The 25284-nt window shown below is 71.4% G+C and carries 22 protein-coding genes and 1 pseudogene; 12 read left to right on the forward strand and 11 right to left on the reverse strand.

The genetic code is table 11. From position 1 onward, the window contains the following. Positions 1 to 26 precede the first annotated feature (26 nt). Complete coding sequence (locus QUY26_RS11395; RefSeq protein WP_289945612.1) at positions 27 to 671, reverse strand: hypothetical protein; 645 nt, start codon at positions 669 to 671, stop codon at positions 27 to 29. Further along, positions 668 to 1834 (reverse strand): aminotransferase class I/II-fold pyridoxal phosphate-dependent enzyme, encoded by a 1167-nt coding sequence (locus QUY26_RS11400; protein ID WP_289945614.1) that lies wholly within the window; start codon positions 1832 to 1834, stop codon positions 668 to 670. Before QUY26_RS11400 ends, QUY26_RS11395 begins: the two co-directional genes overlap by 4 nt. 692 nt (positions 1835 to 2526) lie before the next feature. Between QUY26_RS11400 and QUY26_RS11405 the strand changes: the two genes are divergently transcribed. From QUY26_RS11405 to QUY26_RS11415, 3 genes are read left to right on the forward strand one after another with little or no spacing between them, the layout of a single operon-like run. Beyond that, positions 2527 to 3192 (forward strand): TetR/AcrR family transcriptional regulator, encoded by a 666-nt coding sequence (locus QUY26_RS11405; RefSeq protein ID WP_289945616.1) that lies wholly within the window; start codon positions 2527 to 2529, stop codon positions 3190 to 3192. Next, positions 3192 to 3518: a DMT family transporter gene (locus tag QUY26_RS11410; RefSeq protein WP_289945618.1), complete on the forward strand. Its 327-nt coding sequence runs from the start codon at positions 3192 to 3194 to the stop codon at positions 3516 to 3518. The genes QUY26_RS11405 and QUY26_RS11410 overlap by 1 nt, the downstream gene beginning before the upstream one ends. Next, entirely contained in the window at positions 3518 to 3994 is a 477-nt protein-coding gene (locus QUY26_RS11415; protein WP_289945619.1) for a DUF5360 family protein, read from the forward strand. Before QUY26_RS11410 ends, QUY26_RS11415 begins: the two co-directional genes overlap by 1 nt. A gap of 159 nt (positions 3995 to 4153) precedes the next feature. Here the strand turns inward: QUY26_RS11415 and QUY26_RS11420 are convergent, their stop codons facing one another. Then, positions 4154 to 5812 carry an AAA family ATPase gene (locus QUY26_RS11420; protein WP_289945621.1) on the reverse strand — a complete coding sequence of 553 codons (1659 nt, stop codon included), beginning with the start codon at positions 5810 to 5812 and terminating at the stop codon, positions 4154 to 4156. A gap of 263 nt (positions 5813 to 6075) precedes the next feature. On the opposite strand from QUY26_RS11420, the gene QUY26_RS11425 reads away from it, so the two are divergent. Beyond that, positions 6076 to 7524 (forward strand): glycoside hydrolase family 16 protein, encoded by a 1449-nt coding sequence (locus QUY26_RS11425; protein WP_289945623.1) that lies wholly within the window; start codon positions 6076 to 6078, stop codon positions 7522 to 7524. A gap of 63 nt (positions 7525 to 7587) precedes the next feature. Here QUY26_RS11425 and QUY26_RS11430 read toward each other — a convergent pair whose 3' ends face one another. Beyond that, the gene (locus QUY26_RS11430; protein WP_289945624.1) at positions 7588 to 7995 is read right to left on the reverse strand and encodes a hypothetical protein; all 408 of its coding nucleotides are present in this window, start codon (positions 7993 to 7995) and stop codon (positions 7588 to 7590) included. A 116-nt stretch (positions 7996 to 8111) separates the two neighbouring features. Beyond that, positions 8112 to 9338 (reverse strand): serine hydrolase domain-containing protein, encoded by a 1227-nt coding sequence (locus QUY26_RS11435; RefSeq protein ID WP_289945626.1) that lies wholly within the window; start codon positions 9336 to 9338, stop codon positions 8112 to 8114. A 334-nt stretch (positions 9339 to 9672) separates the two neighbouring features. On the opposite strand from QUY26_RS11435, the gene QUY26_RS11440 reads away from it, so the two are divergent. Then, complete coding sequence (locus tag QUY26_RS11440; protein WP_289945628.1) at positions 9673 to 10404, forward strand: GbsR/MarR family transcriptional regulator; 732 nt, start codon at positions 9673 to 9675, stop codon at positions 10402 to 10404. A gap of 96 nt (positions 10405 to 10500) precedes the next feature. On the opposite strand, the gene QUY26_RS11445 is transcribed toward QUY26_RS11440, so the two are convergent. Further along, complete coding sequence (locus QUY26_RS11445) at positions 10501 to 12207, reverse strand: MFS transporter (RefSeq protein WP_289945630.1); 1707 nt, start codon at positions 12205 to 12207, stop codon at positions 10501 to 10503. A 178-nt stretch (positions 12208 to 12385) separates the two neighbouring features. Here QUY26_RS11445 and QUY26_RS11450 point away from each other — a divergent pair, with 178 nt between their 5' ends. Then, positions 12386 to 13129, forward strand: coding sequence for a TetR/AcrR family transcriptional regulator (locus QUY26_RS11450; RefSeq protein WP_289945631.1), 744 nt, complete (start codon positions 12386 to 12388; stop codon positions 13127 to 13129). An 80-nt stretch (positions 13130 to 13209) separates the two neighbouring features. On the opposite strand, the pseudogene QUY26_RS11455 reads toward QUY26_RS11450, so the two are convergent. Beyond that, positions 13210 to 13404 (reverse strand): annotated as a pseudogene (locus QUY26_RS11455) (transcriptional regulator); the annotation flags it as partial. A gap of 77 nt (positions 13405 to 13481) precedes the next feature. Beyond that, the gene (locus QUY26_RS11460; protein WP_289945633.1) at positions 13482 to 13898 is read right to left on the reverse strand and encodes an ATP-binding protein; all 417 of its coding nucleotides are present in this window, start codon (positions 13896 to 13898) and stop codon (positions 13482 to 13484) included. Positions 13899 to 14075: 177 nt separating this feature from the next. On the opposite strand from QUY26_RS11460, the gene QUY26_RS11465 reads away from it, so the two are divergent. From QUY26_RS11465 to QUY26_RS11485, 5 genes are all read left to right on the forward strand, one after another. Beyond that, complete coding sequence (locus QUY26_RS11465) at positions 14076 to 14933, forward strand: helix-turn-helix domain-containing protein (protein WP_289945635.1); 858 nt, start codon at positions 14076 to 14078, stop codon at positions 14931 to 14933. A 3-nt stretch (positions 14934 to 14936) separates the two neighbouring features. Beyond that, entirely contained in the window at positions 14937 to 15146 is a 210-nt protein-coding gene (locus QUY26_RS11470; protein WP_289945638.1) for a DUF397 domain-containing protein, read from the forward strand. Positions 15147 to 15290: 144 nt separating this feature from the next. Beyond that, on the forward strand, positions 15291 to 15734 hold the full coding sequence (locus tag QUY26_RS11475) for a hypothetical protein (protein WP_289945640.1): 444 nt from the start codon (positions 15291 to 15293) through the stop codon (positions 15732 to 15734). Between the two features lie 87 nt (positions 15735 to 15821). Then, on the forward strand, positions 15822 to 17576 hold the full coding sequence (locus QUY26_RS11480; protein WP_354670680.1) for an alpha/beta hydrolase: 1755 nt from the start codon (positions 15822 to 15824) through the stop codon (positions 17574 to 17576). A gap of 81 nt (positions 17577 to 17657) precedes the next feature. Then, positions 17658 to 18125 (forward strand): hypothetical protein, encoded by a 468-nt coding sequence (locus QUY26_RS11485; RefSeq protein ID WP_289945643.1) that lies wholly within the window; start codon positions 17658 to 17660, stop codon positions 18123 to 18125. 62 nt (positions 18126 to 18187) lie between these two features. On the opposite strand, the gene QUY26_RS11490 is transcribed toward QUY26_RS11485, so the two are convergent. Both QUY26_RS11490 and QUY26_RS11495 read right to left on the reverse strand, forming a co-directional pair. Further along, complete coding sequence (locus QUY26_RS11490; RefSeq protein ID WP_289945644.1) at positions 18188 to 20587, reverse strand: NACHT domain-containing protein; 2400 nt, start codon at positions 20585 to 20587, stop codon at positions 18188 to 18190. After that, positions 20584 to 22422 carry a helix-turn-helix domain-containing protein gene (locus QUY26_RS11495; RefSeq protein ID WP_289945648.1) on the reverse strand — a complete coding sequence of 613 codons (1839 nt, stop codon included), beginning with the start codon at positions 22420 to 22422 and terminating at the stop codon, positions 20584 to 20586. Before QUY26_RS11495 ends, QUY26_RS11490 begins: the two co-directional genes overlap by 4 nt. Positions 22423 to 22598: 176 nt before the next feature. Here QUY26_RS11495 and QUY26_RS11500 point away from each other — a divergent pair, with 176 nt between their 5' ends. Next, the gene (locus QUY26_RS11500; RefSeq protein WP_289945650.1) at positions 22599 to 23555 is read left to right on the forward strand and encodes an ArsR/SmtB family transcription factor; all 957 of its coding nucleotides are present in this window, start codon (positions 22599 to 22601) and stop codon (positions 23553 to 23555) included. 89 nt (positions 23556 to 23644) lie between these two features. Here QUY26_RS11500 and QUY26_RS11505 read toward each other — a convergent pair whose 3' ends face one another. Continuing rightward, positions 23645 to 25081 (reverse strand): cation:dicarboxylate symporter family transporter, encoded by a 1437-nt coding sequence (locus QUY26_RS11505; RefSeq protein ID WP_289945652.1) that lies wholly within the window; start codon positions 25079 to 25081, stop codon positions 23645 to 23647. Positions 25082 to 25284 lie beyond the last annotated feature (203 nt).

Here is a 25284-nt window from a genome sequence, read left to right on the forward strand (position 1 = left end):
ACGCCGCGGTGCCCGGGGGCCGGGCGTCAGCGGGCCGGTCTCGGCGCGGGGGCCGCGCGGGCGAGGTACAGGAGTCCGGCCGCGCAGGCGAGGACACCCGCGGCGCCCCGCGCCTGCGGCAGCCACCAGGCGGCGGCGAGGACGCCCGCGGCGAGGGCGACGGCGACCAGGGCGGCGTACCGGGACACCGCGGCCCCGCCGACGCCGGACACCCCGGACACCCGCGACGCCCCTGCCGCCCCCGGCCCCGCCGACGTCCCGGCCACCGCCGCCACGCCCACGAACCCCGCCCCCGCCCCGCACACGCACAGCGCGGCCACCGCGGCGGCGGCCGCTCCCCCGCCACCCGCGCACAGCAGCGCCGTGCCGAGGACGAGGAGCGCGGCGGCGACAACGGGGCGGAGGTCGCCGCCGCGCGGACCAGGGGCACCGCGGTGGGCGACCCGGCTCCGGCGGACGAAGCCGCCCCGCCGGGCGAGCACCGCGCCCGCGGCGAGCCCGAGGGCCCAGCCCAGCAGCGAAAGCCTCGGCACGCCGGGGCCGCCCGCCGGGTCGAAGCAGGCAGCGGCGGACACCCCGGCCGCGCCCGCCGCGGCGACCAGGGCGAGACCGGGGCCGGAGGAGTCGGCGCCCCCCGGCCCCGCGCGCCCCTCCTGGGCCGGGGAATTCACGCCACGCTCACCGACGAGGCGACCCGGTCCCCGGCGCGCCGCAACTCGGGTTCGGAGCCGAGGACTTCGACGACGCGGTCGAGCTGGGCCCGGGTGTGGGTGGCCATGTAGCTGGTCCGCAGCCGGGGTGTGGCGGCGGGCGGCAGGACCGGGTTGACGTAGACGCCCGCGCGGACCAGGCGTTCCCAGATGGCGAGGGTCCCCTCGGCGTCGGGCACCGGCACGGGGATGATCGGCGTGGTGCTCTCACCGGTGCCGACCCCGGCGGCGATGAGCCCGCGCCGGACGTGGTCGGCCTTGGCCCGGACGTCGGTGGCGAGGTGGGGCTCGGCGCGCAGTATCCGCAGCGCGGTGAGCGCGGCGGCGGTGCTCGTGGGCGTCATGGAGGCGCTGAACATCAGGCTGCGGGCCTTGTGCTTGAGGTAGTGGATGGCCTCCTCGCTGCCGACGACGGCGCCGCCGAGGGAGGCGAGGGCCTTGCTGAAGGTGACGGTGATCAGGTCGACCTGGTCGGTGAGGCCGAAGTGGGCGGCGGTGCCGCGGCCGCCCGCGAGGACGCCGAGGCCGTGCGCGTCGTCGACCAGGAGCCGGGCGCCGTACTGGGCGCAGACCGCGGTGATGGCGGGCAGGTCGCAGATGTCTCCCTCCATGGAGTAGACGCCGTCGACGATGACCAACCGGGCTGCGCTGTCGGGCAGTTGCTCCAGGGTGCGCCGTAAGCCCTCGGCGTCGTTGTGCGGGAACCTGCGCACCTTGGCGCCGCTCAGTCGGCAGCCGTCGACGAGGGAGGCGTGCGCGTCCCGGTCGACGACGGCGTAGTCGCGCGGGGTGAGCAGTCCGGCGAGGGCGCCGAGGTTGGCCTGGTAGCCGGTGGACAGGACCAGGGCGGCGGGCTTGCCGAGGAAGTCGGCGAGTTCGGCCTCCAGTTCCTCGTGCAGGTCGGTGTTGCCGTTGAGGAAGCGGGATCCGGTACTCGAACTGCCGTACCGGTCGAGCGCGGCGCGGGCGGCGGCGTGGACACGCGGGTCGGCGGTGAGGCCCAGGTAGTTGTTCGAGCCGCACATGATCAGTTCCCGTCCGCTCCTGCGCACGGTCGCCCCCTCCTGTCCGGCGAGCGGCAGGAAGTAGGGGTAGAGACCGGCCTTCATCAGGTCGGACGCCACGGTATAACTCGCGCAGCGGGAGAATAGGTCGGGTGGTTCCGATGCATTAAACATTTATTTCCCTCTGTGAATTCAGGCGCACCCTGTCAAGCAGAACGCACGGCACAGCCGCACCGGATTCAGGGATGCGCGCAGGACTTTGCATGCCACCGGATTCCCCTGGGCACGGGCAGACACAGGCGCCGTCGGCAGAAACATCCGAAGCATGGGAGCGAACCGGTGAAAGCGCCCGCCGCTGCCGCAGCGGACTCGTATGGTCGCCTTTGACCTGGGCAGATACCGGCGCCGGCGGGCAGCGTGAAACCCGCGGGCAACGGGCGCGAGGGGCCCGTCCACCGGCTGACACAGAGAGTTAATACGCAGATGACTCGAACATGCAGCCCCCGATTGATGATCAATTCCGGCTGGGATTCGTCGACCGAATCAGCCAGGCAGCGACTTTAGACAACTTTCGACGAAAGCGTCAACCAATCTCTTGACCAAGCCGGTGCGGCGAAATGCAGAATTAACCGTTCCGCTTCCCCGGCGCCCCCCGCGGAATGCCCACGCACCCCGCTCACCGGCCATGCTAGCCTGCATTCGACCGTCTGGACGGTCGGAAAATCAGAACTCGACCACGGAAACAAGATCAGCGATCTTTTGAATGTGATCAGAGAACAAGAACGACCGACGACCGAAAGACGGTGTGAGGCGTGCGCAACCGACTCCTGAACGCGGCGGAGAGACTCCTGGTCAAGCAGGGTGTGGACGCCATCCGCCTGGACGCGGTGGCGGCGGAGGCAGGCGTGAGCAAGGGCGGCCTGCTCTACCACTTCCCGACCCGACTGGCCCTCGTGCAGGGCGTGGTGGAGCGGCTCGCGGACCGCTTCGAAGAAGTGCTGCCGGGCCCGGACGCACCACCGGGCGCGTTCGCGCGCGCCTGGCTCGACGCCTCGATCCCGGCCGAAGCCCCCGAGGACGAGACCACCGCCTCCGACTCGGTCCCCGTCGCCCTGCTGGCGGCGGCCAACGGCCCGGAGGTGCTCGACATCCTCCAGGAGCGCTATCGGACGTGGCAGTCGCGCCTGGAGCAGGACGGCCTGGCCCCCGGCGTCGCCACCCTCGTCCGCATGGCCGTCGACGGCTGGTGGACCGCCCGCCTCCTCGGCCTGGCCGACCCCAAGGGCGAGGACCACCGCCAACTGAGGCGGCTGCTCACCGACTTGACCCAGCGGACCGCCCCGGCCGGCCCGACCGACCGGACGGACTCGCCCGACCGGACGGGCCCGGCGAAGGAGACCGGCGCGACCGAGAAGGCCGACCAGACCGAGGAGCCGGACCAGGCCGAGAAGGCCGACCAGACCGAGGAGGCCGGCTGATGGGAATCCTCCTGGTCGCGGGCGCCATCGTCTCCGAGATCGCCGCCACCCTCTCCCTGCGCGCCTCGCACGGCCTCACCCGCCTCTGCCCGACCGTCCTCGTGGTCCTCGGCTACGGCGCCGCGTTCGTGTTCCTCGCCCAGGCGCTCAAGACCCTCGACGTCGGCCCCGTGTACGCGGTGTGGTCCGGGCTCGGCACCATCGGCGCGCTGGTCGGCGGTGTGCTCCTGTTCGACGAGAGCGTCCGCCTCGCCACGGTCGCGGGCGCCCTGCTCATCACCATCGGCGTGGTGGTCATGTACGTGGGCGGAGGCCTGGAGCACTGATGGTCCAGGCACCGCCACGACCCCGCGCCGACCGGCCGAGCACCCCCGGCTTCACCGCCGTCAAGGTCGCCATGCTGGTCACCGACGTCGGCTTCCTCGTGTACTGGAGCGCCGCGCTGCTCGGCCTCATCCCCGCCGAGTACGCGTACAAGGACTACGACGACCCGGTGATGAGCGACTGGAACTACTCGTTCCTGCCGCTGGACGTCGCCGCGAGCGCCACCGGCCTCGCGTCCCTGTACCTGTGTCGCCGCGAGCGCTGCGACGAAAGCCCGCAGCGGATCGCCTGGCGCCCCCTGATGCTCGTCTCCCTCACCCTCACCAGCACCGCCGGGCTCCAGGCCGTCGTGTTCTGGGCGCTGCGCGGCGACTGGTCCCCGACGTGGTGGATCCCGAACCTGGCGCTGCTCCTGTTCCCCGTCCCGGCGATCGCGCGGCTGGTGCGGCGGGAGAGTCCGGCGACGCCGGTGCGGTGAGCGGCCCTCGTCGACACGGTCAGCGGTCGCGTCGGCGCGGCGGACCCGAAGATCCCGTCGACTCCCTTCCCCGCCCCCCTCATGTCGTACGTTCATGGCATCCGGGAGCACCGCGGGGAGCGCGCATGGAACTGTCCGGGGTGACGCTTGCCGGGCGCGCTACGAGCTGAAGGAGCTGCTCGACGCCGTGAAGAACCCGCCGCCGTTCTCACCCGGGCGCCCCGGACCGGGGTGACGGGGACGCGGGCGGCCCCCACCGCCACCGCGCCCACCGCCGTCGTCGTCACCGTCGTCATCGCCCTCGTCATCGCCCTCGGCCTCGGCCTCGAAGGCGACGAAGTCGTCCCCCGGATCGTCGGGGCCCTCGCCCGACGAGACGCCGAGCAGCCGACGCGTCAACTGGTCCTGGTCGGAGAGGAGTTCGCCGACGGCCGCACGGACGTCCTGGGCGCCGGTCTCCGCGTCCCGCTCGGCGGCGATGAGCACGGCCCGCCGCACCAGCTCCTTGGCGAACGACGCCGTCGTGCCCTCCGTGCGCTCGACGGTCTCCGCGAGGACCTCCTCGTCGAGGCCGAGCGCGCCGCCGTACAGGTCGAGCAGGCGGCGCCGCCCCTGAGGGTCGGGCAGCGGGATCTCGACGGCGAGGTCGACGCGGCCGGGGCGCTGCGCGAGGGCGGGCTCCAGGAGGTCGGCGCGGTTGGTGGTGAGCAGGAAGGCCACGTCGGCGTCGTCGGCGAGGCCGTCCATCTCGTTCAACACCTGGAAGAGCAGCGGCTGTTCGCCGCCGCCGAAGTCACGTGACTCGGCGATGAGGTCGCAGTCCTCGAGGACCACGAGGGCGGGCTGGAGCATCCGGGCGAGGGCGCAGGCCGGGCCGATGGCGCCGATGGTGGTGCCGGAGAGCAGCACGACGGTGAAGTCGGGCAGGCCGGAGAGGAGGTAGCGGATCGTGTGCGTCTTGCCGGTGCCGGGCGGCCCGTACAGGAGCAGGCCGCGGCGCAGGTGCTGGCCCGCCGCGCGCAGCCGCTCGCGCTGCCGGGCGACGCCCACGACCTGCCGCTCCACCCGGTCGAGCAGGCCGTCGGGGAGCACGATGTGGTCGCGGGTCAGGCCCGGGCGGCGGTGGAAGCGGAACGGGCCGAGGCCCTCGCCGAAGGCGTCGCCCTGGAAGGACAGGACCTGGCCGCGGAAGATGTTGTGCTCGCTCAGGTACGCGTCGACGCCGGCGAGCAGCCGCCGGGCGGTGTCGCGGGACGCGGCGAGCACCTCGACCTGGACCTTCTCGCGGCCGTAGTCCTCGTTCGGGCCGCGCAGCAGGGCGACAAAGCGCTCCTCGCCGCCGTCGGGGGTGCGCTCCGTGCCGAGGTAGAACCCGAAGGACACGCAGGCGAGTTCGTCGTCCGGGGAGATCGGCAGATGGGTGTAGTCGACGGCGCCGACCACGAACTTGTCGTAGCGGTCGGCGGATTCGATGATCTCCGAGAGCGAGTAGTGGTTGCGGTGGTCGGAGCCCGTCATGCCGAGCAGTTCGTACGAGCGCGACCCGGCCGTGAACCAGCGCTCCAGGGCGAGGTGGACGTTCGGGTGGTCGTACGGCGCGTAGGTGGCCTTGACCACGGGGGCCTCGCCGGGCTCGATGCCGAGGTGGGCGCGCAGGCGCGCGGTGAGGTCCCGGTCCGTGCCGTCGGCCCGCGCCGGGCGGGCGACGGCTTCGAGGAACTCCTCGAACAGCTGGCTCACGCGCTCAGGACCGACGCTCCCGTCCCCCTCCGGGCGCCCCGCCACGATCTTCGTCACCCTGTCTTCCCCCTGGTCCATTCGTCCACTCCTCGTGCGGCCTCGTCCGGGCTGCCGCTGGTCAGGCGGCACGCCGGTGCTGACCTCTCAGCCTGCGGGGCGGCCGGTGCGGGGCGCAACCGGATTCCGCACCGGACCGGACCCCGGCGGTGAACCCGTCCACGCCTTCGGGAAGTTGACGGCGTACAGCCATTGACGGCGCCGCCGCCCACAACTACAAAACCCTGAGAGCGCTCTCAGCGAACAGCCCCGCCCCACCACCCCCAGCCTCACGGAGGTGCCCCATGGGCACGAGCCGCACGAGCCGCCTCTTCCGTACGAGACGCACGACCCCGCTCTTCGCCGGGCTCGCCGCCGCGGGCCTGTGCGCCGCCCTGCTGAGCCCCGCCGAAGCCCGGGGCGACGTCCCCCCGGCCCCCGGCTGGACCCTGCAGTGGAGCGACGACTTCAACGGTCCCGCCCGCTCGCTGCCCTCCGCCGCGAACTGGCAGATCGACACCGGCCACAACTACCCCGGCGGCCCCGCGAACTGGGGCACGGGCGAGATCCAGAACTACACCTCGTCGCCCGACAACCTGAGCCTGGACGGCAACGGCAATCTGCGCATCACCCCGCTGCGGGACGGCGCGGGCAACTGGACCTCGGCCCGCATCGAGACCAAGCGCGCCGACTTCAAGGCCCCCGCGAACGGCACCCTCGCCATCGAGGGCCGCATCCAGATGCCGAACGTCACCGGTGAGCAGGCGCTCGGCTACTGGCCCGCGTTCTGGGCGCTCGGCGCGCCCTACCGGGGCAACTACTGGAACTGGCCGGGCATCGGCGAGTTCGACGTCATGGAGAACGTCAACGGCATCAACTCGGTGTGGGGCGTGCTGCACTGCGGGGTGAACCCGGGCGGGCCGTGCAACGAGACGAACGGCATCGGCGCGAGCCGGGCCTGCCCGGGCTCCTCGTGCCAGTCGGCCTTCCACACGTACCGCTTCGAGTGGGACCGGTCGGCGAGCCCCAACGTGCTGCGCTGGTACGTCGACGGGCAGCTGTACCACAGCGTCGACCAGAACCGGGTGGGCGCCGAGGCGTGGAACAACATGACGAACCACGCGGGCTACTTCATCCTCCTGAACGTGGCGATGGGCGGCGCGTTCCCCGACGGCGTCGCGGGCCGGGCGACGCCGGTCGCGGCCACCGTGCCGGGCCGCGCGATGGCCGTGGACTACGTGGCGGTGTGGACGCGCGGCGGCGGGGGCGGCGACCCCGGCACGCCCTCCACCCTGCATCTGCGCCCGGGCGGCACCCTCGGCCCGGCGACGGGCGCAGCGGCGGCCACCACCCTCGCGTCGGCGGGCGGCGCCAACCACGACGGCGCCCCGCACAGCCCGCAGACGTTCACGGCCACCGGCGTGAACGGCCGCTACGGCGGCGGGGCCACGGAGTTCGACCTGCTCGTCGACGCGGGCTCGGCGGTCGGCAACGGCCAGCAGGTGCGGGTGAGTTACGACCGGACGGGCGACGGTTCCTGGGAACGCACGGAGACGTACCAGTACTTCGCCACCGATCCGGTACCGGGATACGAGCACTACACCCAGTCCCGGGGACTCAGATCGGCCACCGGCGCGCACGGCACCATGACGAACGGCAAGGTGCGCGTCGAGGTGTGGAACGCGATCGGCAACGCGGCGAGCACGGTCGGGACCGGCAACCAGTCGTTCGTACGGATCCCGTACGGGTCATAGCCGGGGCACAGCCGAGGGGACCGGGCCTTCGCGGCCCGGCCCCCTCCGTCACCCTGCCTGCCGTCAGGCGGCGTCGAGGGCTTCGGTGATCTTGCGGTTCATGTCGACCAGGACGGGGCTCGGCTGCCCCTTGGCCGCCCGGGCGGCGGTCTCGACGGCGACGAGGACGGCGGTGCGGAAGTTGGCGGCCTCGGCGGGGTCCTGCTTCTTGAGCAGGGCCATGGCCGCCGTCAGGTCCGGCAGCACGCGATCGGCGATGTCGGCGACGGACTTGCCGCTGAGGTCGCTCTCCTTCGGGTAGTCGGCGAGGACGTGCCCGACCAGGCCGGTCGCGGAGGTCAGGGCGACGGAGCCCTCGGCGGCGACCTTGCCGGGCTTGCCGGTGGCGTCGGCGGCGGCCATCAGGGCGACGGCGCCGTACGCGGCGGTGCGGAGGGTGGACTTGTCCTGGTCGGTGAGGGTGACGGACATGGTGGTGTGCTCCTTGGATTCGGTGAGAGAGGTGTTCTGAACGGGAGTACTCGCTGTTCCGAACAGGGTTCTTGCTGTTCCGAGCGGGGTTCTTGGGTACGTCTGCGGGGCGGGACTCAGTCCTCGATCGCCTGGTAGAGCGTGGTCCAGAAGTCGTGGATGAGCCGCGCCGGGTGCGGCGTGGTGAGGCCGACCTGGGTCAGCAGGACCCCGGTGAGGCCCGTGTGCGGATCGGCGTACGTCGAGGTGCCGGTGCCGCCGTCCCAGCCGAACTGGCCGATGGGCGCGTAGTCGCCGCGGTAGGTGCGCACCGCCATGCCGAAGCCCCAGCCGCCCTGCTGGCCCTGGCCGAACGAGACCTGGACGCTGTCGCGGGCCAGGGCGGTGCGGGCCTTCTCCTGCTCGGGCGTGAGGCAGTTGGTGGTCATCAGCTCGACGGCGGGGCGGGACAGGATCCGCTCGGTGCCGTGGACGCCGCCGTTGAGCAGCATCCGGAAGAACGCGTGGTAGTCGTCGGCGGTGGAGACCAGGCCGCCGCCGCCCGCCTGGAACGGCGGGGGTGAGCTGTACTGCCCGCCCACGGCCTCGTCCCAGACGTGGAACTCGCCGGACTCCGGGTCGGGGGCGTAGCTCGGCGGCAGCCGGTCGAGCTTGTCGGCGGGGACGTGGAAGCCGGTGTCCTTCATGCCCAGCGGGTCCAGGACGCGTTCGCGCAGGAACGTCTCGAACGGTTGCCCCGTGACCCGGGCGACGAGCACGCCGAGCACGTCGTGGCTGAGGTGGTACTGCCAGCGCTCTCCGGGCTGCCGCATCAGCGGCAGTTCGCCGAGGCCGCGCATCCACGCGTCGGGGCCGGGCAGCGGCGACGCGCCCTGGCTGAACACGCCGCTCCCGAAGACCGCGTTCATGATCGGCGTGCCGAGGGCGGTCAGGTCGATGCCGAGCCCGAACGTGGAGGTGACCAGGTCGCGGACGGTGATCGACCGGCGCGCGGGCTCGGTGTCGTCCAGCGGGCCGTCGATCCGCTTGAGCACCCGGCGGTCGGCGAGTTCGGGCAGCCACTCGTCCACCGGGTCGTCGAGGCGCAGCCTGCACTCGTCGAGCAGGACCATCACCGGCGCCATCGTGACGGGCTTGGACGTGGACGCCATCCGGAAGATCGTGTCCCGGGCCATCGGCGCGCCGCCCTCGTGGCGCATCGTGCCCACCGCCTCGACGTGCGTCCGGTCGCCCCGGCCGACCAGCGCGACGAGCCCGGGGATCCTGCCGGACTCGACGTGCCGGGCCAGTACCTCGCGCAGCCGGTCGAGCCCCGCCTCGGAGAAGCCGTTGCCCTTGCCCATCCCGAACCCCCTTGCGTACCGTCACTTTCGTTCAGCAATCACTGAACGAGCACGAAGGTACATTGCATTCAGAGATCCGTCAAAGGTCAATCAGCAGCAATCTCCCCGTCTACATAGGGAATGAAGCATTCCTATTGCAATGAGACTGGAACTGAACGCAAGGGATGACGTGAGTCGCGATTGCAATGGGCTGTCAATGAACGCATACTTCGCAGGTGCGGGCGCCGAGCCCCGCGCGGGGCGACGGGCCAGAACCGGTCGGATCGGGCCAGAACCGGTCGGAGCGGATCAGAGCCGGTCGGAGCGGACCGGAACGGACCAGAGAGGAACACCGATGCCCGGAGGCAGACTCACCACCGAGGAGCGACGACTCATCGCCGCGGGACTTGCGGAGGGGCTCGGATACACGGAGATCGGCCGCCGCCTGGAGCGGCCCGCTTCGACGATCATGCGGGAGGTCACCCGCAACGGCGGCCCGGAGAACTACGGGGCGGACCGGGCACAGGAGGCCACCCGGCACCGCGCGCGCCGCCGGAGACAGGACGCGCCACCCGCCCCGCCGCTGCCCGACAGCAGCCACGGGCGCGACCCGCGGGCGGTCCAGGACTTCACGGAGTCCTTCACCGAACTCCTTTTGCAGCAGGGCCTTCCCCGGATGATGTCCCGGGTGCTCGCCTGCCTGCTCGTCGCCGACTCCGGCGCCCTCACCGCCGCCGAGCTGGTCCAGCGGCTGCGGGTCAGCCCGGCGTCGATCTCACACGCCGTCACCTTCCTCGAGGAGCAGGGGATGATCACGCGGGAACGGGCTCCCGGAGCGCGCCGCGAGCACTACGTCGTCGACGACGAGATCTGGCTCCGGTCCACGCTGGCGGCCCTTCAGATGAACGACGTGCTCGCGGCGGCGTCGAAGCGGGGCTCCGACGTGCTGGGGGCCGCGACCCCGGCCGGGGACCGCTTCGCGTCGTCCGCCGAGTTCCTGCTGCTCGTGAACGAGGCGCTGCGGAACGTCATGGACCAGTGGCGGCGGAGCCGGGCGGCCGCCCGGACCGAGCCGGCACACGACTGAAGCCTGTCCGGTGGGCCGACGCCGACGCGCCGACCCACCGGACAGACCTGGCCCCGGCTTACGCCACCGGCTCACTCTTGGCCTGACGCCACCGACTCACCCCCGGCCTTGCGCCACCGGCTCCTTGACCGTCTCGCGGGCGCCCTCGGGCCCCTCGCCTGCGGACTCCTGCGGCCGCTTCTCCTGCCCCTTCCTCGGCAGCAGGAAGGCCACGATCAGCGTCCCGGCGCCCAGGACCACCGCCCCGACGAGGCTCGTGTGCGCCACCGCGTCGGAGAACGCCGAGCCCACCGCGTGCTTCATCTGCTCGGCGTTCTGGGCGAGCTCGCCCGCCTGGGCCTTCAGCTCGGCGGCCTTCTGGGGCGTGGTGCCGGGCGCCCCGGCCTGCTCGGCGAGCTTGCGGGCCTGGCCGCCGATGGCCTGGGCGACGCCGCCGCCCGCGCCCACGGAGTCCTGCGCCTGCTCCAGGGCGTACGCCGGCAGCTTGCTGCCCTTGGTCTCGTCGGCGAGCCCGTCGGCGTAGGAGGTGGCGAGCACCGAGCCGAGGACGGCGATGCCGAGGGAGCCGCCGAGTTCGAGGGAGGTGTCGTTGACGGCGCCGCCGACGCCGAGTTCGGACTCCGGGAAGGCGCCCATGATGGCGTCCGTGCACGGCGAGACGGCGAAGCCGAGGGAGACGCCGAGGATGATCAGCGCGGGCACGAAGTCGCCGTACGTGGAGCCCGCGTCGGTGGCCGTGAGCAGGGCGAGGGCCGTGGTGCCGCCGACCATGCCCGCCGTCACCATGACCTTCGCGCCGAGGCGCGGGGTGAGGACGCCGGTGAGGGCCGTGCCGAGGAACACCGCTCCGGCCAGCGGCAGCATGCGGATGCCGGTCTCCAGCGGGTCGTACTGGAGGACGAACTGGAGGTGCTGGGTGAGGTAGAGGAAGGCGCCGAAGACGGCCACGAAGAACAGGGCGACGGCCAGGTTGGCGCCGGAGAAGCCGCGCTCGGCGAACTTCCGCACATCCAGGACGGGCCGCGGGTGCCGCAGCTCCCAGACGACGAACAGGGCCAGGCCCACGGCGGCGATCACGGCCGCGGTCACCGCGCTCGCGCCCCAGCCGAAGCCCGGACCCTCGATGATCATGTAGATGAGCGCGCCGATCCAGACGACGGACAGCAGCCCGCCCACGTAGTCGATGCGCCCCTGGTCCGCGGCCTTCGACGGCGGTACGAGGACGAAGGCGCCGAGGACCGCGACCGCCGCCACCGGGATGTCGATGAGGAACGTCGAGGCCCAGCCGTAGTGCTCCAGGAGCGCGCCCGCGATCAGGGGTCCGGCGGCGATGGCGATGCCGGAGGTGGCGGCCCACAGCGTGATCGCCTTGGCCCGTTCCTCGCGCGGGAACGTCGAGGCGAGCAGGGAGAGCGTCGCGGGCATGATCATGGCCGCGCCCACGCCCATCACCGCGCGGGCGGCGATCACGGCGGTCGCGCTGTCCACGAGCGCCCCGGCCCCGGCTCCCGCGCTCAGCACCACGAGCCCGAGGACGAGGGCGCCACGACGGCTGTACTTGTCGCCGATCGCGCCGAACAGCAGCATCAGGGCGGCGTACGGGACGGTGTACGCGTCGATGACCCACTGCAGGTCGGAGCTGGACAGGTCGAGGTCGCGGGTCATGTCAGGGGCCGCGACCGTGAGCGCCGTGTTCGCCATGACGGCGATCAGCAGGCTCAGGCACAGCACACCCAGCGCCCACCAGCGGCGGGCGTAGGGCCGGTCCATCCGCTCGACCGGCTCCCTGATCAGCAAAGACATCGGGTCCACCCCTCACGATTTCCGCCGTCGCCCGCAGGGCGCGCACGGCACACTCGGATCCCGCACAGCGCAGATCTTGCACAGCGCTGTGCAATTGCACGCACCTGTGCAATGTACGCGATGAGCGGCTGTGTTGCACATCGCTGTGCAATTACCTGTCGAGCGGCAGAATGAGCCCATGAGCCGTACGCAGCCGACGCCGACGCCGTCCGCGCCCCCCGCGGGGCCCTCCACGGGGGTCGCCGCGCCTGCCGCCGCATCCGCCGCCGCACCCGCCCCCGTGTCCGCCGCGCAGGCCCGCGCCGATGCCAACCGGCGCCGCATCCTGGACGTCGCCTTCGCCGAGCTGACCCGGGACCCGGACGCGTCCATGGACCAGATCGCGCGCGCCGCCGGCGTCGTACGCCGCACCGTGTACGGCCACTTCCCGAGCCGGGACGCCCTCGTCACCGCGATCCTCGACGAGGCCGTGGAGGCGGTCTCCGCCGCGCACGCCGCCGGGTACGAGGGCGTCGACGACCCGCCCCGCGCGGTCGCCAGCGCGATGCTCGCCGTCTGGGACGTCACCGACCGCTACCGCCTGCTGATCTCCCTCGCGCAGCGCGCCATCGCCATGGAGGGCATCCGCGAACGCCTCGCCCCCGTCCACGAGCGCGGCACCGCGATGCTGCAACGGGGCCTGGACGAGGGCAGGTTCGTCTCGCCGATGCCCGCGAACGCCCTCGCCTACGTCGTCGAGAACATCATGTTCGCCCTGATGGAGACCGTGAACGACGGCCTGATGGAACCAGCCGATGCCGGACGGGCGGCGGCGGTCACGTTCCTGTGCGCGGCGGGGCTGCCTCCGGCGGAGGCGACGGAGTTGGTGGCGGAGATGGCCGCCGAGCGGGCGCAGGAGGGGCCGTCGGGGCGGGGTGCCTGACGCCCCCCGCCCTCCCCCTCGCCGACGTCAGACGTTCTCGTCGGTGACATGATCTGCGACTCTCCGGGCCCGGCGGCAGGCACGGCGGCATCCAGTTCACCGAGCCGGTCGAGGATCGGGCGCGGCAGTACTTGTCGCAGTTTCAGGAGCGCGGACAGCGCGGCCTGCTCACCGCCCGGGCCGCCGCCGAGCGCGGCCTCGCGCAGGCCGACGGCCACGGCGAAGGCTTCTTCGTCATCGAGCATCAGCGCGAGACCAGGCGCAGGAGGCGCGCGGAGGTGGTGATCACGCTCTGAGTTTTACCCATGACCAGGAGGAAGGTGTCCTGGTTGTGGTGGGGGGGGCGGGTTGTTCAGGTCGACGGGGGGAGTTTGGCGCGGACGGTCTTGCCCTGCCCGTCCCGCAGGAACCACTCCAGACCGTGGCCGAGCTGACGCACGACGAGCAGCCCACGACCACCCTCACCGGAAGCGATGCCCCCGCCCTCGAACCCGGGGAACTCCCGCCTCGGATCCGACACGTCGACGATCAGCTCGTCGTCCTCCGCGAGGGCGAGCCGGAGCCACAGGTGGTGGCCACTCACCTTGCCGTGCCGGACGGCGTTGGTGACGAGCTCGGAGACGACGAGGACGGCGTCGTCGAGGTCACCCTGCCACCCCCAGGCGCCAAGGCGCCGACGCACGTGCTGCCGGGCGAGCCGGGCGGAGGCAGGGGTGAGGGGGTAGCTGGCGAACCAGTTTCGGGTGGGGAGCGCGGTGGGGTTGGTCATGCAACTACCGTCGCGGGCGCCCCCGTTCGCTCACAATCGAACTTCTCTGAAATTTCAAGGACGGGGAAAGATGGACTATGCGCGGATCTGCACATGCGGCTGCGACAGCCGCACACGAGGTGTCACACTCCGCACGCAAGGGCAGGTGACACGCACAAGGGAACGCGGGCGGTACACATGGCGGCCAAGCGTGGACGGACCGGGCAGAGGCTGGAACTCGGTCTTCAGTTGCGGCAGTTGAGGGAGGAGTGCGGGCTGACACGCAAGCAGGCGGTCCAAGGGCTGCGCATCTCCGAGGCATCGCTGCTGCGGATCGAGAACGGAGCCCTGAACTTCCGCAACGTAGGCGACCTGCGGAAGGCGTTGACCAAGTACGGCGTTACGGACGAGGAGGTCGTCGAGTCGTTCGTCGCCCTCAACCGGGAGACATCCCGTCAGGACTGGCTGACGCAGTACCGAGGGCAGATGAAGCCCGGCATGCCGGCTTTCGTCGGCCTTGAACCAGAGGCCAAGAGCATGCGGATCTACCACCCCACACTGGTCTACGGCCTGCTCCAGACACAGCGGTACGCGCAGGCCATCCACGACCTGAACAAGCCGGTGGAGGAGACCACGTCAGAGTTCATCCGCAGCGCCGTGGAAGTGCGCATGAGGCGCCAGGAATGCCTCACCCGGGAGAACCCGGTCGAGCTGCGCGCCATCCTCGGGGAGGCCGCTCTGCGTTACCCGGTCGGCGGGGCGGAGGTGATGCACGAGCAGTACGAGAAGCTGTCCAGGATGGCGTCCCTGGAACACATCACGCTCCAGGTACTGCCGTTCCAGAACGGCTACCGCTCGGTGAGCGACTTCGCGATCCTCGATTTCGGCGACCCGCTACCGGCCCGAGTCCAGATCGACAGTTGGAGCGGAGCACTCACGTCGGACAAGCGCCGCGAAGTCGACCGGTTCACCCGTCGTTTCGACAGCATGGCGGCCTCCGCGGAGCCGCCCGAGCGCACGCAAGAAATCCTGACCCAACTACAACGAGAGCTCTGACCCATGACCATGCACACAAACGCCCACCAACCGACCCCCGAGGCCGCCTGGTTCAAGTCGTCGTACAGCGACGGCGAAGGACTGAACTGCCTTGAGGTCGCCCACCGCGCCGAAAGCATAGGAGTCCGCGACTCCAAGAACCCCCAGGGCCCCGCCCTCCTCCTCCCCCTCCCGGCCTGGAAGGCGTTCCTGACATCGGTCGTCGAGTCCTGAGTACGGGTACTCAGATCCCGTATTGACCGAAACGGATCGGGCACACGTGCGGGAAGCCGTACGGTACAAGTCGATCACTGCAACGTCGCACTGGCACACGCACGTTGCCCGACGGCACGGGGAACGGAACGGGGAACAGCACGCATGGCATGGGAGGAGTGGGAGCAGCTCAAAGCCGACGCGGCAGAGCGGCACACCGCACGAATGCAACTGAACCAGGCGGAGCCCGACTCCGGGGTCGACACCGGGGACCTGGTGTCGAACAAGAGGGCCTGGGCGAAGGCGGGCCATGACCTCGGCTCGCTGCGCGAGGGCATCGGCAAGGCGCTCGGCCAGCTCTCCGAGGGCCAGAACGGCCTGGGAGCGGACACCGGCTGCCGGACCGCGGGCGCCCAGAAGGAGGTCCACGCCTCCTGGGAGCGCTACGTCAAGGCCGTGAGCCGCCGCTGCGGAACACTCGCGGGGCTGCTGGAGAAGGCCGGCAACGACCAGTTGAAGACCGACGATTCGGTCAGGGCCGCGATCGGCAACCTGAAGACCGCGTACGACGACACGCCCGCGATCGGCGGACAGGGCAAGGGGCGGTAGTCGGAAGCCATGGATCTTGCGACACTCAAGGCCCTCAAACCGAACGAGTACGCCGAGGCGGCCAACGGATACCGCCGTACGTCGGACATGGCGCGGGCTGCGCACGACCGCGTCGAGACGCAGATCGCCGCAGCGATGCGGAAGTCGTTGAAGGGCGAGGCCGCGTCGGCGGCGATCAAGCAACTGGCGGAACTGGGAAAGAACTTCCACTACGTCCAGACCGAGTGCGGCCTCGTCGCTTCTGCCCTGGACGCGTTCTCGTACGAGATGGAAGCGGCCAAGAAGAAGCTCGACGCCGCCCTGGCGGACGCCGAGGCCGGGGGCCTCACCGTGCATCCCGACGGCTCGGTCAGCTATCCGCCGGGCGGCGACAAGGACAAGGACGGCAAGACTCCGGAGGGCGGCAAGGCCGGCGGCCTGACGGATGACACCGCCTCGGCCGTCGGCCGCCAGGCGGCCGACTTCAACCCCAACCCCAAGGCCCGCCTCGCCCAGGACTGCGCGGACGCCATCGCCACGGCCCTCAAGGAAGCGACGGAGGCCGACTCGAAGTGGGCTCCGAAGCTGCGGGCGTTGAAGGCCGACGACGACCTGACGGTCAGCGACCGCGACTGGGCCGACGCCGCGTCGGACACCAAGGGGGTGAAGTCGGCGGGCAAGGAATACCTCGACTCGCTGCCGCAGCCGCCCGAGAAGGGCACCCCGAAGGCCAACGCGGAGTGGTGGAAGGGCCTGGACGGCGACGAGAAGGCAGCATGGATCGCCATGCGGCCGGACTCCGTGGGCAACCTCGACGGACTGCCGTCCCCGGTCCGGGACGAGGCGAACCGGATGGTGCTCGCCGAGGCCCGCGGGGTCGCACAGGGCGAGTACGACACCTGGCTGAAGAACAACCCGGCGCCCCCTCGGTACACGTCCTATATCAATCCCATGACCGGGACCATCGAAGAGCGGGTCAAGGTCAGCAACCCCGCATGGGAGAAATGGGATGAGGAACGAAGGAACGCCCACAAGCCCATCGACGGTATGGACGCGATCCAGACACGCTTCGACGCGGCCGGCGCCGGAGGCCTGCCCAACGCTTACCTGCTGGGATTCAGCACGGCGGGAGACGGCCGCGCGATCATAGCCAACGGAAACCCGGACACCGCGGATCACCAAGCGGTGTACGTCCCGGGAACGAAAGCAGGACTCGGGAACATCGAGGGAGACATCAACCGCGGGGTCAACATATGGAGAACGGCGGACACGAATGCCCGCGGGGATTCAGTTTCCACCGTCACCTGGCTCGGATACGACGCGCCCGACGACGTCTTCAAGGACGCCACCTTCGAGCACTATGCGTACGACGGTGCACCAGCGCTCAACCGGTTCCTGGACGGTCTGGAGACTTCGCACACCGGCGACACGGCACCGCATCGCACCGTGATCGGCCATTCCTACGGGTCGACACTGATCGGCGCGGCGGCCCAGACCGGCGACCTCAACTCCGATGACGTCGTCTTCGCAGGCAGCCCGGGCGCCAAGGTGTCGCATGCCGATCAGTTGGACGTCCCCAAGGGGCACGTGTGGAACGAGGAAGCCAAGGGTGACCTCGTTCCGGAGGGCGGTCGTCTTCTCCACGGCGGATGGGAGCACATCTGGCAGGAGCCCATTATTCCCAGCGACCCGGAATTCGGAGCCAACCAGATGACCACGGACACCGAAGGCCACAGTGGCTACTGGGACGAAGGTTCCCAGAGCCTACTGAACCAAGCGCTGGTGGTAGTCGGGAGAGAGGGAGAAGTGGAACTCAAGACGCCCTCTTCCAATGTGCCCGAAGAGTTGCAGCGGGCGAAGTAGGAGAGATCTGCCATGAAGATCAGAGTGCGCAACTTCGCGCTCGCCGTGCCCCTCGTACTCACAACTCTCACGGGATGCAGCATGACCGACGACGAACCCGATGGCGTTCCCTCCGCAGGCACGAGCAACTCGAGCGACGCTGCCGACGCGATGCAAGAGGTCTCCAGCAGCCTGTACAAAATGATCGGCGTCAAGGGAAAGGCATCCGACAACTTCCCCGGAGTAAGCGAATGCGCAGGTAAGGACCTCAAGAAGTTCTTCCGTATTTTCCATCCATGGAGCTTCACCCCTGCCTCCGCGAGTGACATCGACGAGGCCATGGCACGGCTCAAGCGAGAGATGCCGAAACACGGATGGAAGATCGTCGAGTACGGGCCGAACACCAGCAAAAACAGAAGTCTCACGCTGACCGCTGACAACGACAAGAAGAAGGTCAGCGTAAAGGTCATCAAAATGGTGAAGGGCGGGCCGCCGATGCTGAGCCTGGACCTGGTGTCCGGCTGCTACCAAGTCCCGGACGGCGAGAAGATCGACCTGTATCCGTCCTGAAAACCCAAGGCCCAGCCGCCAGCGGACGGCAGGGCGGCACGGACAGCCATGGCGCTCTGAAGTCACCGGGGATTCCGAGCCAGCCACTCCCGCAACTCCCGGTGCCGGAACTCGTACTCCCCGCCCACCACGCGGAGCAGCCCCGCGTGGTAGGCCCAGGCCAGGAACGCGCTGGGGCGTGGCGGGACCCGGCCGAGGGCGGCGCCGCCGAGGGTGGAGGCGCCGCGCGCCATGCTGCCGCCGAGTTCGGCGGCGCCGAAGCCGACGACCAGGTAGACGACCCCGGCGAAGCCGAGCATCGCTTCGGCGCCTCGACCCACGATGAAGGCGAGGGCGAAGGCGGGCAGGTTGGACGTCCGGGAGGCCCGGCGCCAGACGCGGCCGACGGCGTCCGCGCGCGGCTCGGTGCCGGGGCCGAGGAAGACGCAGGCGAGGACGTAGAAGAGGAGGGTGCCCACGGAGGCGCCGCCGCTGAAACCGTCGCCCGGTGCCGGGAAGTCGTGCGCAGCGCCGATCGTGACGCCGATGCCCCCTCCGACCAGGGCGAAGCCGGGCAGAACACGGACGCGCCACAGCACGAGGGCGGCAAGAGCGAGCCCGCCCCCACAGACGGCCGCGAGCACCGGGTCGTACGTCATGGCGATCCGGACGACGGGCCCGGCGACGAGGGGCGCGGCCACGCAGGCGGCGAGTTCGCGGGCGTCGCGGTAGGCGACGAAGGGGATGGCGGCGATGAGGTAGGCCAGGCACGCGCACTGGGCGAGCAGGACGCCCACCGCGTACCAGGCCTCCTGCGGCACGGCGGCGTACGCGTCGCTGAAGGGGACCATGGCGCCGAGCACGAAGAGTGCCAGGACCGGGGTGGTCGAGCCACCGCCGGAGACGGTGGTCCGCAGGGCTCGGCGGAGGCGTTCCGGCCACCGGAGCCGCGGCCGGCGCACTCGCTCCGCGGACCCCAGGGGAGTGTGCTCGCACAGCATGGTCGACCGGGTCATGGCGGAGGCCAGCGCGACGAGCCCCGAGAAGAACAGGGGGTGGGGAAACTCTTCACTACGGGCCCACCACTCCTCGGGTACGAGCCCGCGCACCAGGTCGGGCACGACGTACAGCGCGCCGGCGGCGGCGACGGCGACCGTCAGGGCCGACGCGGCACGGGTCACGTGAGGCCCGACGACCCGCCCGTGGGTCGCGCCCCCGTGCTCCGCCGCAGCGGCCATGCGCCCCAGCCACCGGTGGACCCGCCGGGGCGCGTACTCCCGCTGCCGTCCCCACACCGTCCGGTCCCCGGTCAGGCTCCCCCGCGCCCGCCGCACCGCGGCGTTGGCGGACGTGGTGGCGGCCGGGACGTACCGGGCCAGCAACTGCTCACGGATCTCGTCGGCCGAAGCACCGGACACCGGCGGCGCCACGTCGGGGGACTCCCCGTACACGGCGAAGGCGAGCCCCAGATAGAACGGCGAGCTCAGGGCGTCGGCGACGGCCCCGCCCGCCGTGCCGTCCCCGATGGCGTCGACGACGGCGTCCATCGGGGAGGACCGTCCGTCGGACCGCAGGGCGACGTAGCGCCGCGCCTGCTCGGCGTCGACGCCGCCGACGCGCAGCAGCGTGGCCTCGCGGAGCCACGTGTGCAGGCCGGACAGCTCCGCGTACCGCTGCTCGCGGCAGGTCAGGACGAGGGGGGCGCTGCCGCCGACGGCCTGGTAGGCGTTGAGTTCGGCGAGGGCCCGGCAGGCCCGCTCGGGCTCCCCGTCCTCGGGGTCCATCTCGTCGAGCCCGTCCAGTACGGGAACGACGAGCCGCCGGGAGACGAGGTCGGCGGCGACGGCCGTCGGCACCTCGTAGGACTTGACCAGACTGTCCTTGAGCCAGTGCTCGAACCCGCCGACCGTCCGCCGCCCGCCCCACCAGCGGCGCCGGGTCCGCGCCGGAGGCAGATCCCGGATGGCGAGCCGTACGGGCACGGCGTCCTCGGCTCCGCGCACGCCGAGCAGCCGCACCACGAGGTGCACCGCGAACACGGTCTTCCCGGCCCCCGGCTCCCCGGTCATGACGAGCCGTCCGGGCTCCGCGCAGTACCACTGCGCCACGTCGGACAACCGCTGCGGCCCCGGCGGCTCGGCGCCGCCCCACCGGGGCGTCACCTCCACCGGCAGGTCGATCAGATGCGCCCCGGTGCCCAACATGTGCGTGCGCTCGGCGACTTCGACGTCCTCCACGGCACGGGCGAGCTGGTCGAGGGCGACCGCGCGAGCGTCACTGGCCCGCTGCAACCGCAGCGCACTGAGACTGACCCCCGCCCCCACCAGGATCCCGAGCACCCCCAACGGCACCCCCAGGACCCCGGCCACGTCCTGCGGCCCGAGCTCTGCGCCCCGAACCGACCACCCCGCCCATCCGCACCCGGCGACCAGAACGGCCACCCCGCCCCCGAGCAGCCACCGCACCCCCGCGGACTCCCTCACGCGCGGTACTCCACGAGCACCGGGCTCTCCCCGTACACCACCCGCTCCCCCGCCCGCACCCGCCGCACCCCGCCACCCGTCCGGCGCAGCCGGTGTGCCCCCTCGTCCAACTCGGCCACCGCACGGCCCTGTTGGGTCCACCGGACCGCGAAGCGGGGGCCCGCCGGGTCGGGCTCACGGGTGTCGCCGGGACGGAAGAGGCACTCGTAGACGCCGTCCGGGAGGCCGACTCCCCTGCCCTTGCCGCAGGAGGTGATCCGTTTGTCGGCCAGCCAGGCGTGGAGGCGGCCGATGCGGCGGCCCGGCTCCGCGGGCGGGCCGCCGACGGGCTGGACGACCAGGGGGATGTTCCTGCCGCCCCAGGCGTAGAAGTACATCCGTTCGACGAAGGACTTACGGGCGTAGAGGCCGACCAGGTAGAAGCGCACGGCGTAGTCGTCGGCGCGGCGGGCGGAGAGGTGGGCGCCGTCGTCGATCTCCGCGCCGGGGCCGGTGTTCCACACGCGCCGGCCCACGCTGTGTCTGCGGAAGACGTCCTCCGCCTTCGCCGCGAGTTCGATGATCTCCTCGGGCGGCCCGTCGGCCCGGCGCGGGTGCAGCTTGAGCGCCGCGGTGTCGCAGAACTCGTACGCCCCGGTACGCACGAACCTCGCGAGCAGTTCCCTGCCTTCGGGCTCCCACAGCTTGCCGAAGGAGGGGCACGCGAGTTTCGCGTCCGGGTCGACGCGCCGGATGATCCGTGCCGCGACGCGCACCATCTTGGCCAGCGTGGCCATGCTCCCGGCGTAGTGGGACGTGGCCCCCACGCTGTCCCAGAGTTCGTACGCCGCGATGCGGGAGCGGTAGCGCGTGGCGACCTTCTCGACGAAGTGCTCCCAGTCGGCGAGATCGTCGGGGGGCGCGGCGCGCGAGTCCTCCGGGTACGGCGTCTTCGGTCCTTCGGGAGCAGCCCAGCCCGGAGTGCCTCCGAACACGAACAGGATGGGCAGGTGCTTGCGTTCGGCGCCCCGCACCGAGCGCTCCAGGATCTTCCAGTCGAACTTCCCGCGTTCCGGCTCGACCTGGGCCCAGCGGGTCTCGCTCTCCCACAGCCGGACCCCGCCGACGGCGAAGTCCGGCATGAGGCCGGTGTCGGTGTTCATCGTGATGCCGAAGAACTCGGGGTCGAGCGGCTTGGGCGCAAGGGCCCAGTACGGGCCGTCGGTCCGCTGGCCGGAGGAGCGGTCCGCCGTGCCGCCGCCGCTCCCTGTGCCGCCGCTCGCCGTGGTGCCCCCGCCTTCGCCGCCCGGGTCCGGCCGCCCGTCGAAGGTCACCGCGCTCACCACGGCGACGGCGACGATCACGGCGAGCAGGAGCGTGCGCGAGCGAGGGCGATGCCGGGAGAAGGGGAGCGGCAGGGTGCGGGGAAGGGGCAGACGGAGGGGGCGGGGCAGGCTGAGGGGACGGGGGCGAGCGCGGCGAAGGGGGACCGGCTCGGCGGGCGGTTCAGCGGGCGGCTCGGCGGGCAGTTCGGCGGGCGGTTCAGCGGCCGGTTCGCCCGCCGCATCCATGGTCGCCGCATCCGTGGTCGCCGTACCAGTGGCCGCCGTACCCGTGGCCGCCGCATCCGCCCGCGCCCATGCCCCGTACAGCCGGTCCAGCTCCCCCTGCCCCGCCCCGCACACCCGGGCGATCCGCTCGACCGTGCCGAAGCTCGCGGGCACCGTCAGGCCCTGGCAGTAGCGGTGCACCGAGGACCGGCTCAGGCCCGTGCGGCTCGCGAGAGCCGTGTAGCTGCGGCCGCTGCGCTCCTTCAACTCCTGCAGAAGATCGGCCAGTTCGTGAGTCTCACTCATGGGCTTGCCCCTGTGTCCGTCCCACAGCGGCAGAACATAGCAGGCAGGGCGGTTTCGGGCGTCCCATCGTCCCAGCGGGACGCGTCCGCCTTGCCGACGGCGCGTCTCATCGAGATCGTCGTCCGTGTCGCCGTTCGGGGGAGCGGCGACCGCTCGACACCATCGGAGGAACCACCGTGCTGCGTGTCCACTTCACCGCGACCGATCTCGTCCGGACCCGGGTCTCCGACGGAGCGGATCCGCTCTGGGAGACCGTCCTCAGCCTGCACCGCCTCCAGGACCAGCATCCCGATCCGGCCCTCGCCGCCTGCCGCCGCTCAGGGCACGGCGACAGGCGGGGGCCGCTCGGGATGCTCCTGCCGCTCGTACCGCGACGCGGGTACTTCCCGGACTTCCTCACGCCGCCCGCCGCGGCGGCCGGGATCGAGCCCGGCCTCGACGCGCTGATGTCCACGCCCCGCGCCCGGCTGCGCGCCGAGCTGAGCGTCCTCGCCGCCCGCAACCCGCTGCCGTCCTGGACCCGCTCCCTGGCCGACGGCGAACCCGCCGCCCTGCGCCGGCTCGCCCGCGCCCTGCGCACGTACCACCAGGGGACGCTCGGCCCCCGTTGGCCGCACATCACCCGGCGCGCGAACAGCGACCGCGCGCTGCGGCTGCACGCCCTGTGGCACGGCGGCGCGGAGGCGATGCTGCGGACGTACGGCTCGTCGATGCGGTGGCGGCCGCCGGTGCTCGAAGTCGCGTACCCGGTCGACCGGGACCTGCGGCTCGACGGGCGGGGGCTGCTCCTGGTGCCGTCCTGCTACGCCCGCAGCCCGGTCGCCCTCGCGGACACCGCGCTCCCGCCGACGCTCGTCCACCCGGTCAAGCCGCGCACGGCCGACGACGACCGACCCGCGTACGAGAGCCTGGCGCCCCTGCTCGGCCACACCCGGGCCGCCGTGCTCCAGGCACTCGGCGGCGAGCCCACCACCACGGAACTCGCCCGCCGAGCCGGCGTCTCCCTCTCCTCGGCGAGCGAACACGCCGCCGTCCTGCGTGAGGCGGGCCTGGTCTCCAGCGTCCGCCAGAGCAACGCGGTACGCCACGCGCTGACGCCTCTGGGCTCGGCGTTGCTGCGCGGAGCAGGATGACGTCGGCGCAGGTCGATAAGCCTGTCCGGCGATTGAGGACGAGGCCGAAGGCCGATCCGGCCCCGGCCCGTCCAAGGGTCACGCGAAGGTCAGACCTTGACGGCGGCAGCCTCATCGGCGGCCCGCCCCTCAGGGACCTCGGCCTCGGCCGCGGAGGCGGGCTTCTTCTCCAGGGAAGGCCCCACGCCCCCGTGGTCGTCGTCGAGGAGCGTCCGCTCGTCGAAGGGAAGCTCGCCGTCCAGGACGGCGGCCACCCGCTCCCGGTCGACCTCCTTCGTCCACGTACCGATCAGCAACGTCGCGACCGCGTTGCCCGCGAAGTTCGTCAGCGCACGGGCCTCGCTCATGAAGCGGTCGACGCCGATGATGAGGCCGACGCCGTCGACGAGGGCGGGCTTGTGGGACTGCAGCCCGCTCGCGAGGACCGCGATGCCCGAGCCGGAGACGCCCGCCGCGCCCTTGGACGCGATCATCATGAACAGCAGCAGCGAGATCTGCTCGCCGATGCCGAGCGGCTGGCCCATCGCGTCGGCGATGAACAGCGAGGCCATCGTCAGATAGATCATCGTGCCGTCGAGGTTGAAGGAGTACCCGGTGGGGACGGTGATGCCGACGACCGGGCGGCTCACGCCCAAGTGCTCCATCTTCGCGATGAGCCGCGGCAGCGCGGACTCCGACGAGGACGTGGAGAGGATCAGCAGGAACTCGCGGCCCAGGTAGCGGAGCAGCTTGAACAGGTTCACGCCGGTCGCGAGGCGCAGCAGCGTGCCGAGCACCAGCAGGATGAACAGCGCACAGGTGATGTAGAACCCGATCATGATGGTGGCGAGCGCCTTGAGCGCGTCCGTGCCGGTCTCGCCGATCACGGCGGCCATCGCGCCGAACGCGCCGAGGGGCGCCATCCACATGATCATGCCGAGGATGCGGAAGACCAGCTTCTGGATGTGCTGCACCCCGCGCAGGACCGGCTCGCCCGTCTTGCCCATGGCCTGGAGCGCGAAGCCGACGAGGAGGGCGACGAGGAGGGTCTGGAGGACCTCGCCCTCGGTGAAGGCCGAGACCATCGTCTTGGGGATGATGCCGAGCGCGAAGTCGACCAGGCCCTTGTCCGCCTCGTCGGCGGCGGTGTGGCCCGCCTTCTTGTCCGACGCGTCCAGGTCCATGCCGTCGCCGGGGTGCAGGATGTTGCCGACGATCAGGCCGATGGCGAGCGCCACCACGGACATCGCGACGAAGTAGGCGAGCGCGAGCCCGCCGACCTTGCCGACCTTCGCTGCCTGCCGGACCGAGCCCACGCCGAGGACGATCGTGCAGAAGATGATCGGCGAGATCATCATCTTGATCAGGTTCACGAAGCCCGTGCCGATGGGCTTGAGCTCCTTGGCGAAGTCCGGCGCGATGAAGCCGACGGCGATGCCGAGCAGTACGGCGGCGATGACGGCGATGTACAGGTAGTGGGTCCGGTCCCGTTTCGCGGGCGGTGCGCCCGTACCGGCGGTGTCGGCCGCCGTCTGTCCCTGTGCCACGGGGTGCCTCCTTGGGCTACGTACGCTAGGTACGACTGGCGTCTGCGTCCTCGCTAGTCGTGCGGCTCACGTCCTGGCGATTCCGGGTGACTATCTCCCGGCCTGTGACGGCGGTCACGGTTACGTTCATTTAGTTCGCGCATACACATCACGGCAGACTGGCGATATGTCCCAGGTCCCCCGACCGCCTCGTTCGCCCCGTC

It is taken from the genome of Streptomyces flavofungini, from assembly GCF_030388665.1.
Classification (GTDB): Bacteria; Actinomycetota; Actinomycetes; order Streptomycetales; family Streptomycetaceae; genus Streptomyces; species Streptomyces flavofungini_A.

Excerpts from the sequence above, each read along its gene's own strand:
- QUY26_RS11410 (WP_289945618.1), top strand. The coding sequence starts at position 3,192 with ATGGGAATCCTCCTGGTCGCGGGCGCCATCGTCTCCGAGATCGCCGCC.
- QUY26_RS11415 (WP_289945619.1), top strand. The coding sequence starts at position 3,518 with ATGGTCCAGGCACCGCCACGACCCCGCGCCGACCGGCCGAGCACCCCC.
- QUY26_RS11420 (WP_289945621.1), bottom strand. The coding sequence starts at position 5,812 with ATGGACCAGGGGGAAGACAGGGTGACGAAGATCGTGGCGGGGCGCCCG.
- QUY26_RS11425 (WP_289945623.1), top strand. The coding sequence starts at position 6,076 with ATGGGCACGAGCCGCACGAGCCGCCTCTTCCGTACGAGACGCACGACC.
- QUY26_RS11430 (WP_289945624.1), bottom strand. The coding sequence starts at position 7,995 with ATGTCCGTCACCCTCACCGACCAGGACAAGTCCACCCTCCGCACCGCC.
- QUY26_RS11435 (WP_289945626.1), bottom strand. The coding sequence starts at position 9,338 with ATGGGCAAGGGCAACGGCTTCTCCGAGGCGGGGCTCGACCGGCTGCGC.
- QUY26_RS11440 (WP_289945628.1), top strand. The coding sequence starts at position 9,673 with ATGCCCGGAGGCAGACTCACCACCGAGGAGCGACGACTCATCGCCGCG.
- QUY26_RS11445 (WP_289945630.1), bottom strand. The coding sequence starts at position 12,207 with ATGTCTTTGCTGATCAGGGAGCCGGTCGAGCGGATGGACCGGCCCTAC.
- QUY26_RS11450 (WP_289945631.1), top strand. The coding sequence starts at position 12,386 with ATGAGCCGTACGCAGCCGACGCCGACGCCGTCCGCGCCCCCCGCGGGG.
- QUY26_RS11460 (WP_289945633.1), bottom strand. The coding sequence starts at position 13,898 with ATGACCAACCCCACCGCGCTCCCCACCCGAAACTGGTTCGCCAGCTAC.
- QUY26_RS11465 (WP_289945635.1), top strand. The coding sequence starts at position 14,076 with ATGGCGGCCAAGCGTGGACGGACCGGGCAGAGGCTGGAACTCGGTCTT.
- QUY26_RS11470 (WP_289945638.1), top strand. The coding sequence starts at position 14,937 with ATGACCATGCACACAAACGCCCACCAACCGACCCCCGAGGCCGCCTGG.
- QUY26_RS11475 (WP_289945640.1), top strand. The coding sequence starts at position 15,291 with ATGGCATGGGAGGAGTGGGAGCAGCTCAAAGCCGACGCGGCAGAGCGG.
- QUY26_RS11480 (WP_354670680.1), top strand. The coding sequence starts at position 15,822 with ATGGCGCGGGCTGCGCACGACCGCGTCGAGACGCAGATCGCCGCAGCG.
- QUY26_RS11485 (WP_289945643.1), top strand. The coding sequence starts at position 17,658 with ATGACCGACGACGAACCCGATGGCGTTCCCTCCGCAGGCACGAGCAAC.
- QUY26_RS11495 (WP_289945648.1), bottom strand. The coding sequence starts at position 22,422 with ATGAGTGAGACTCACGAACTGGCCGATCTTCTGCAGGAGTTGAAGGAG.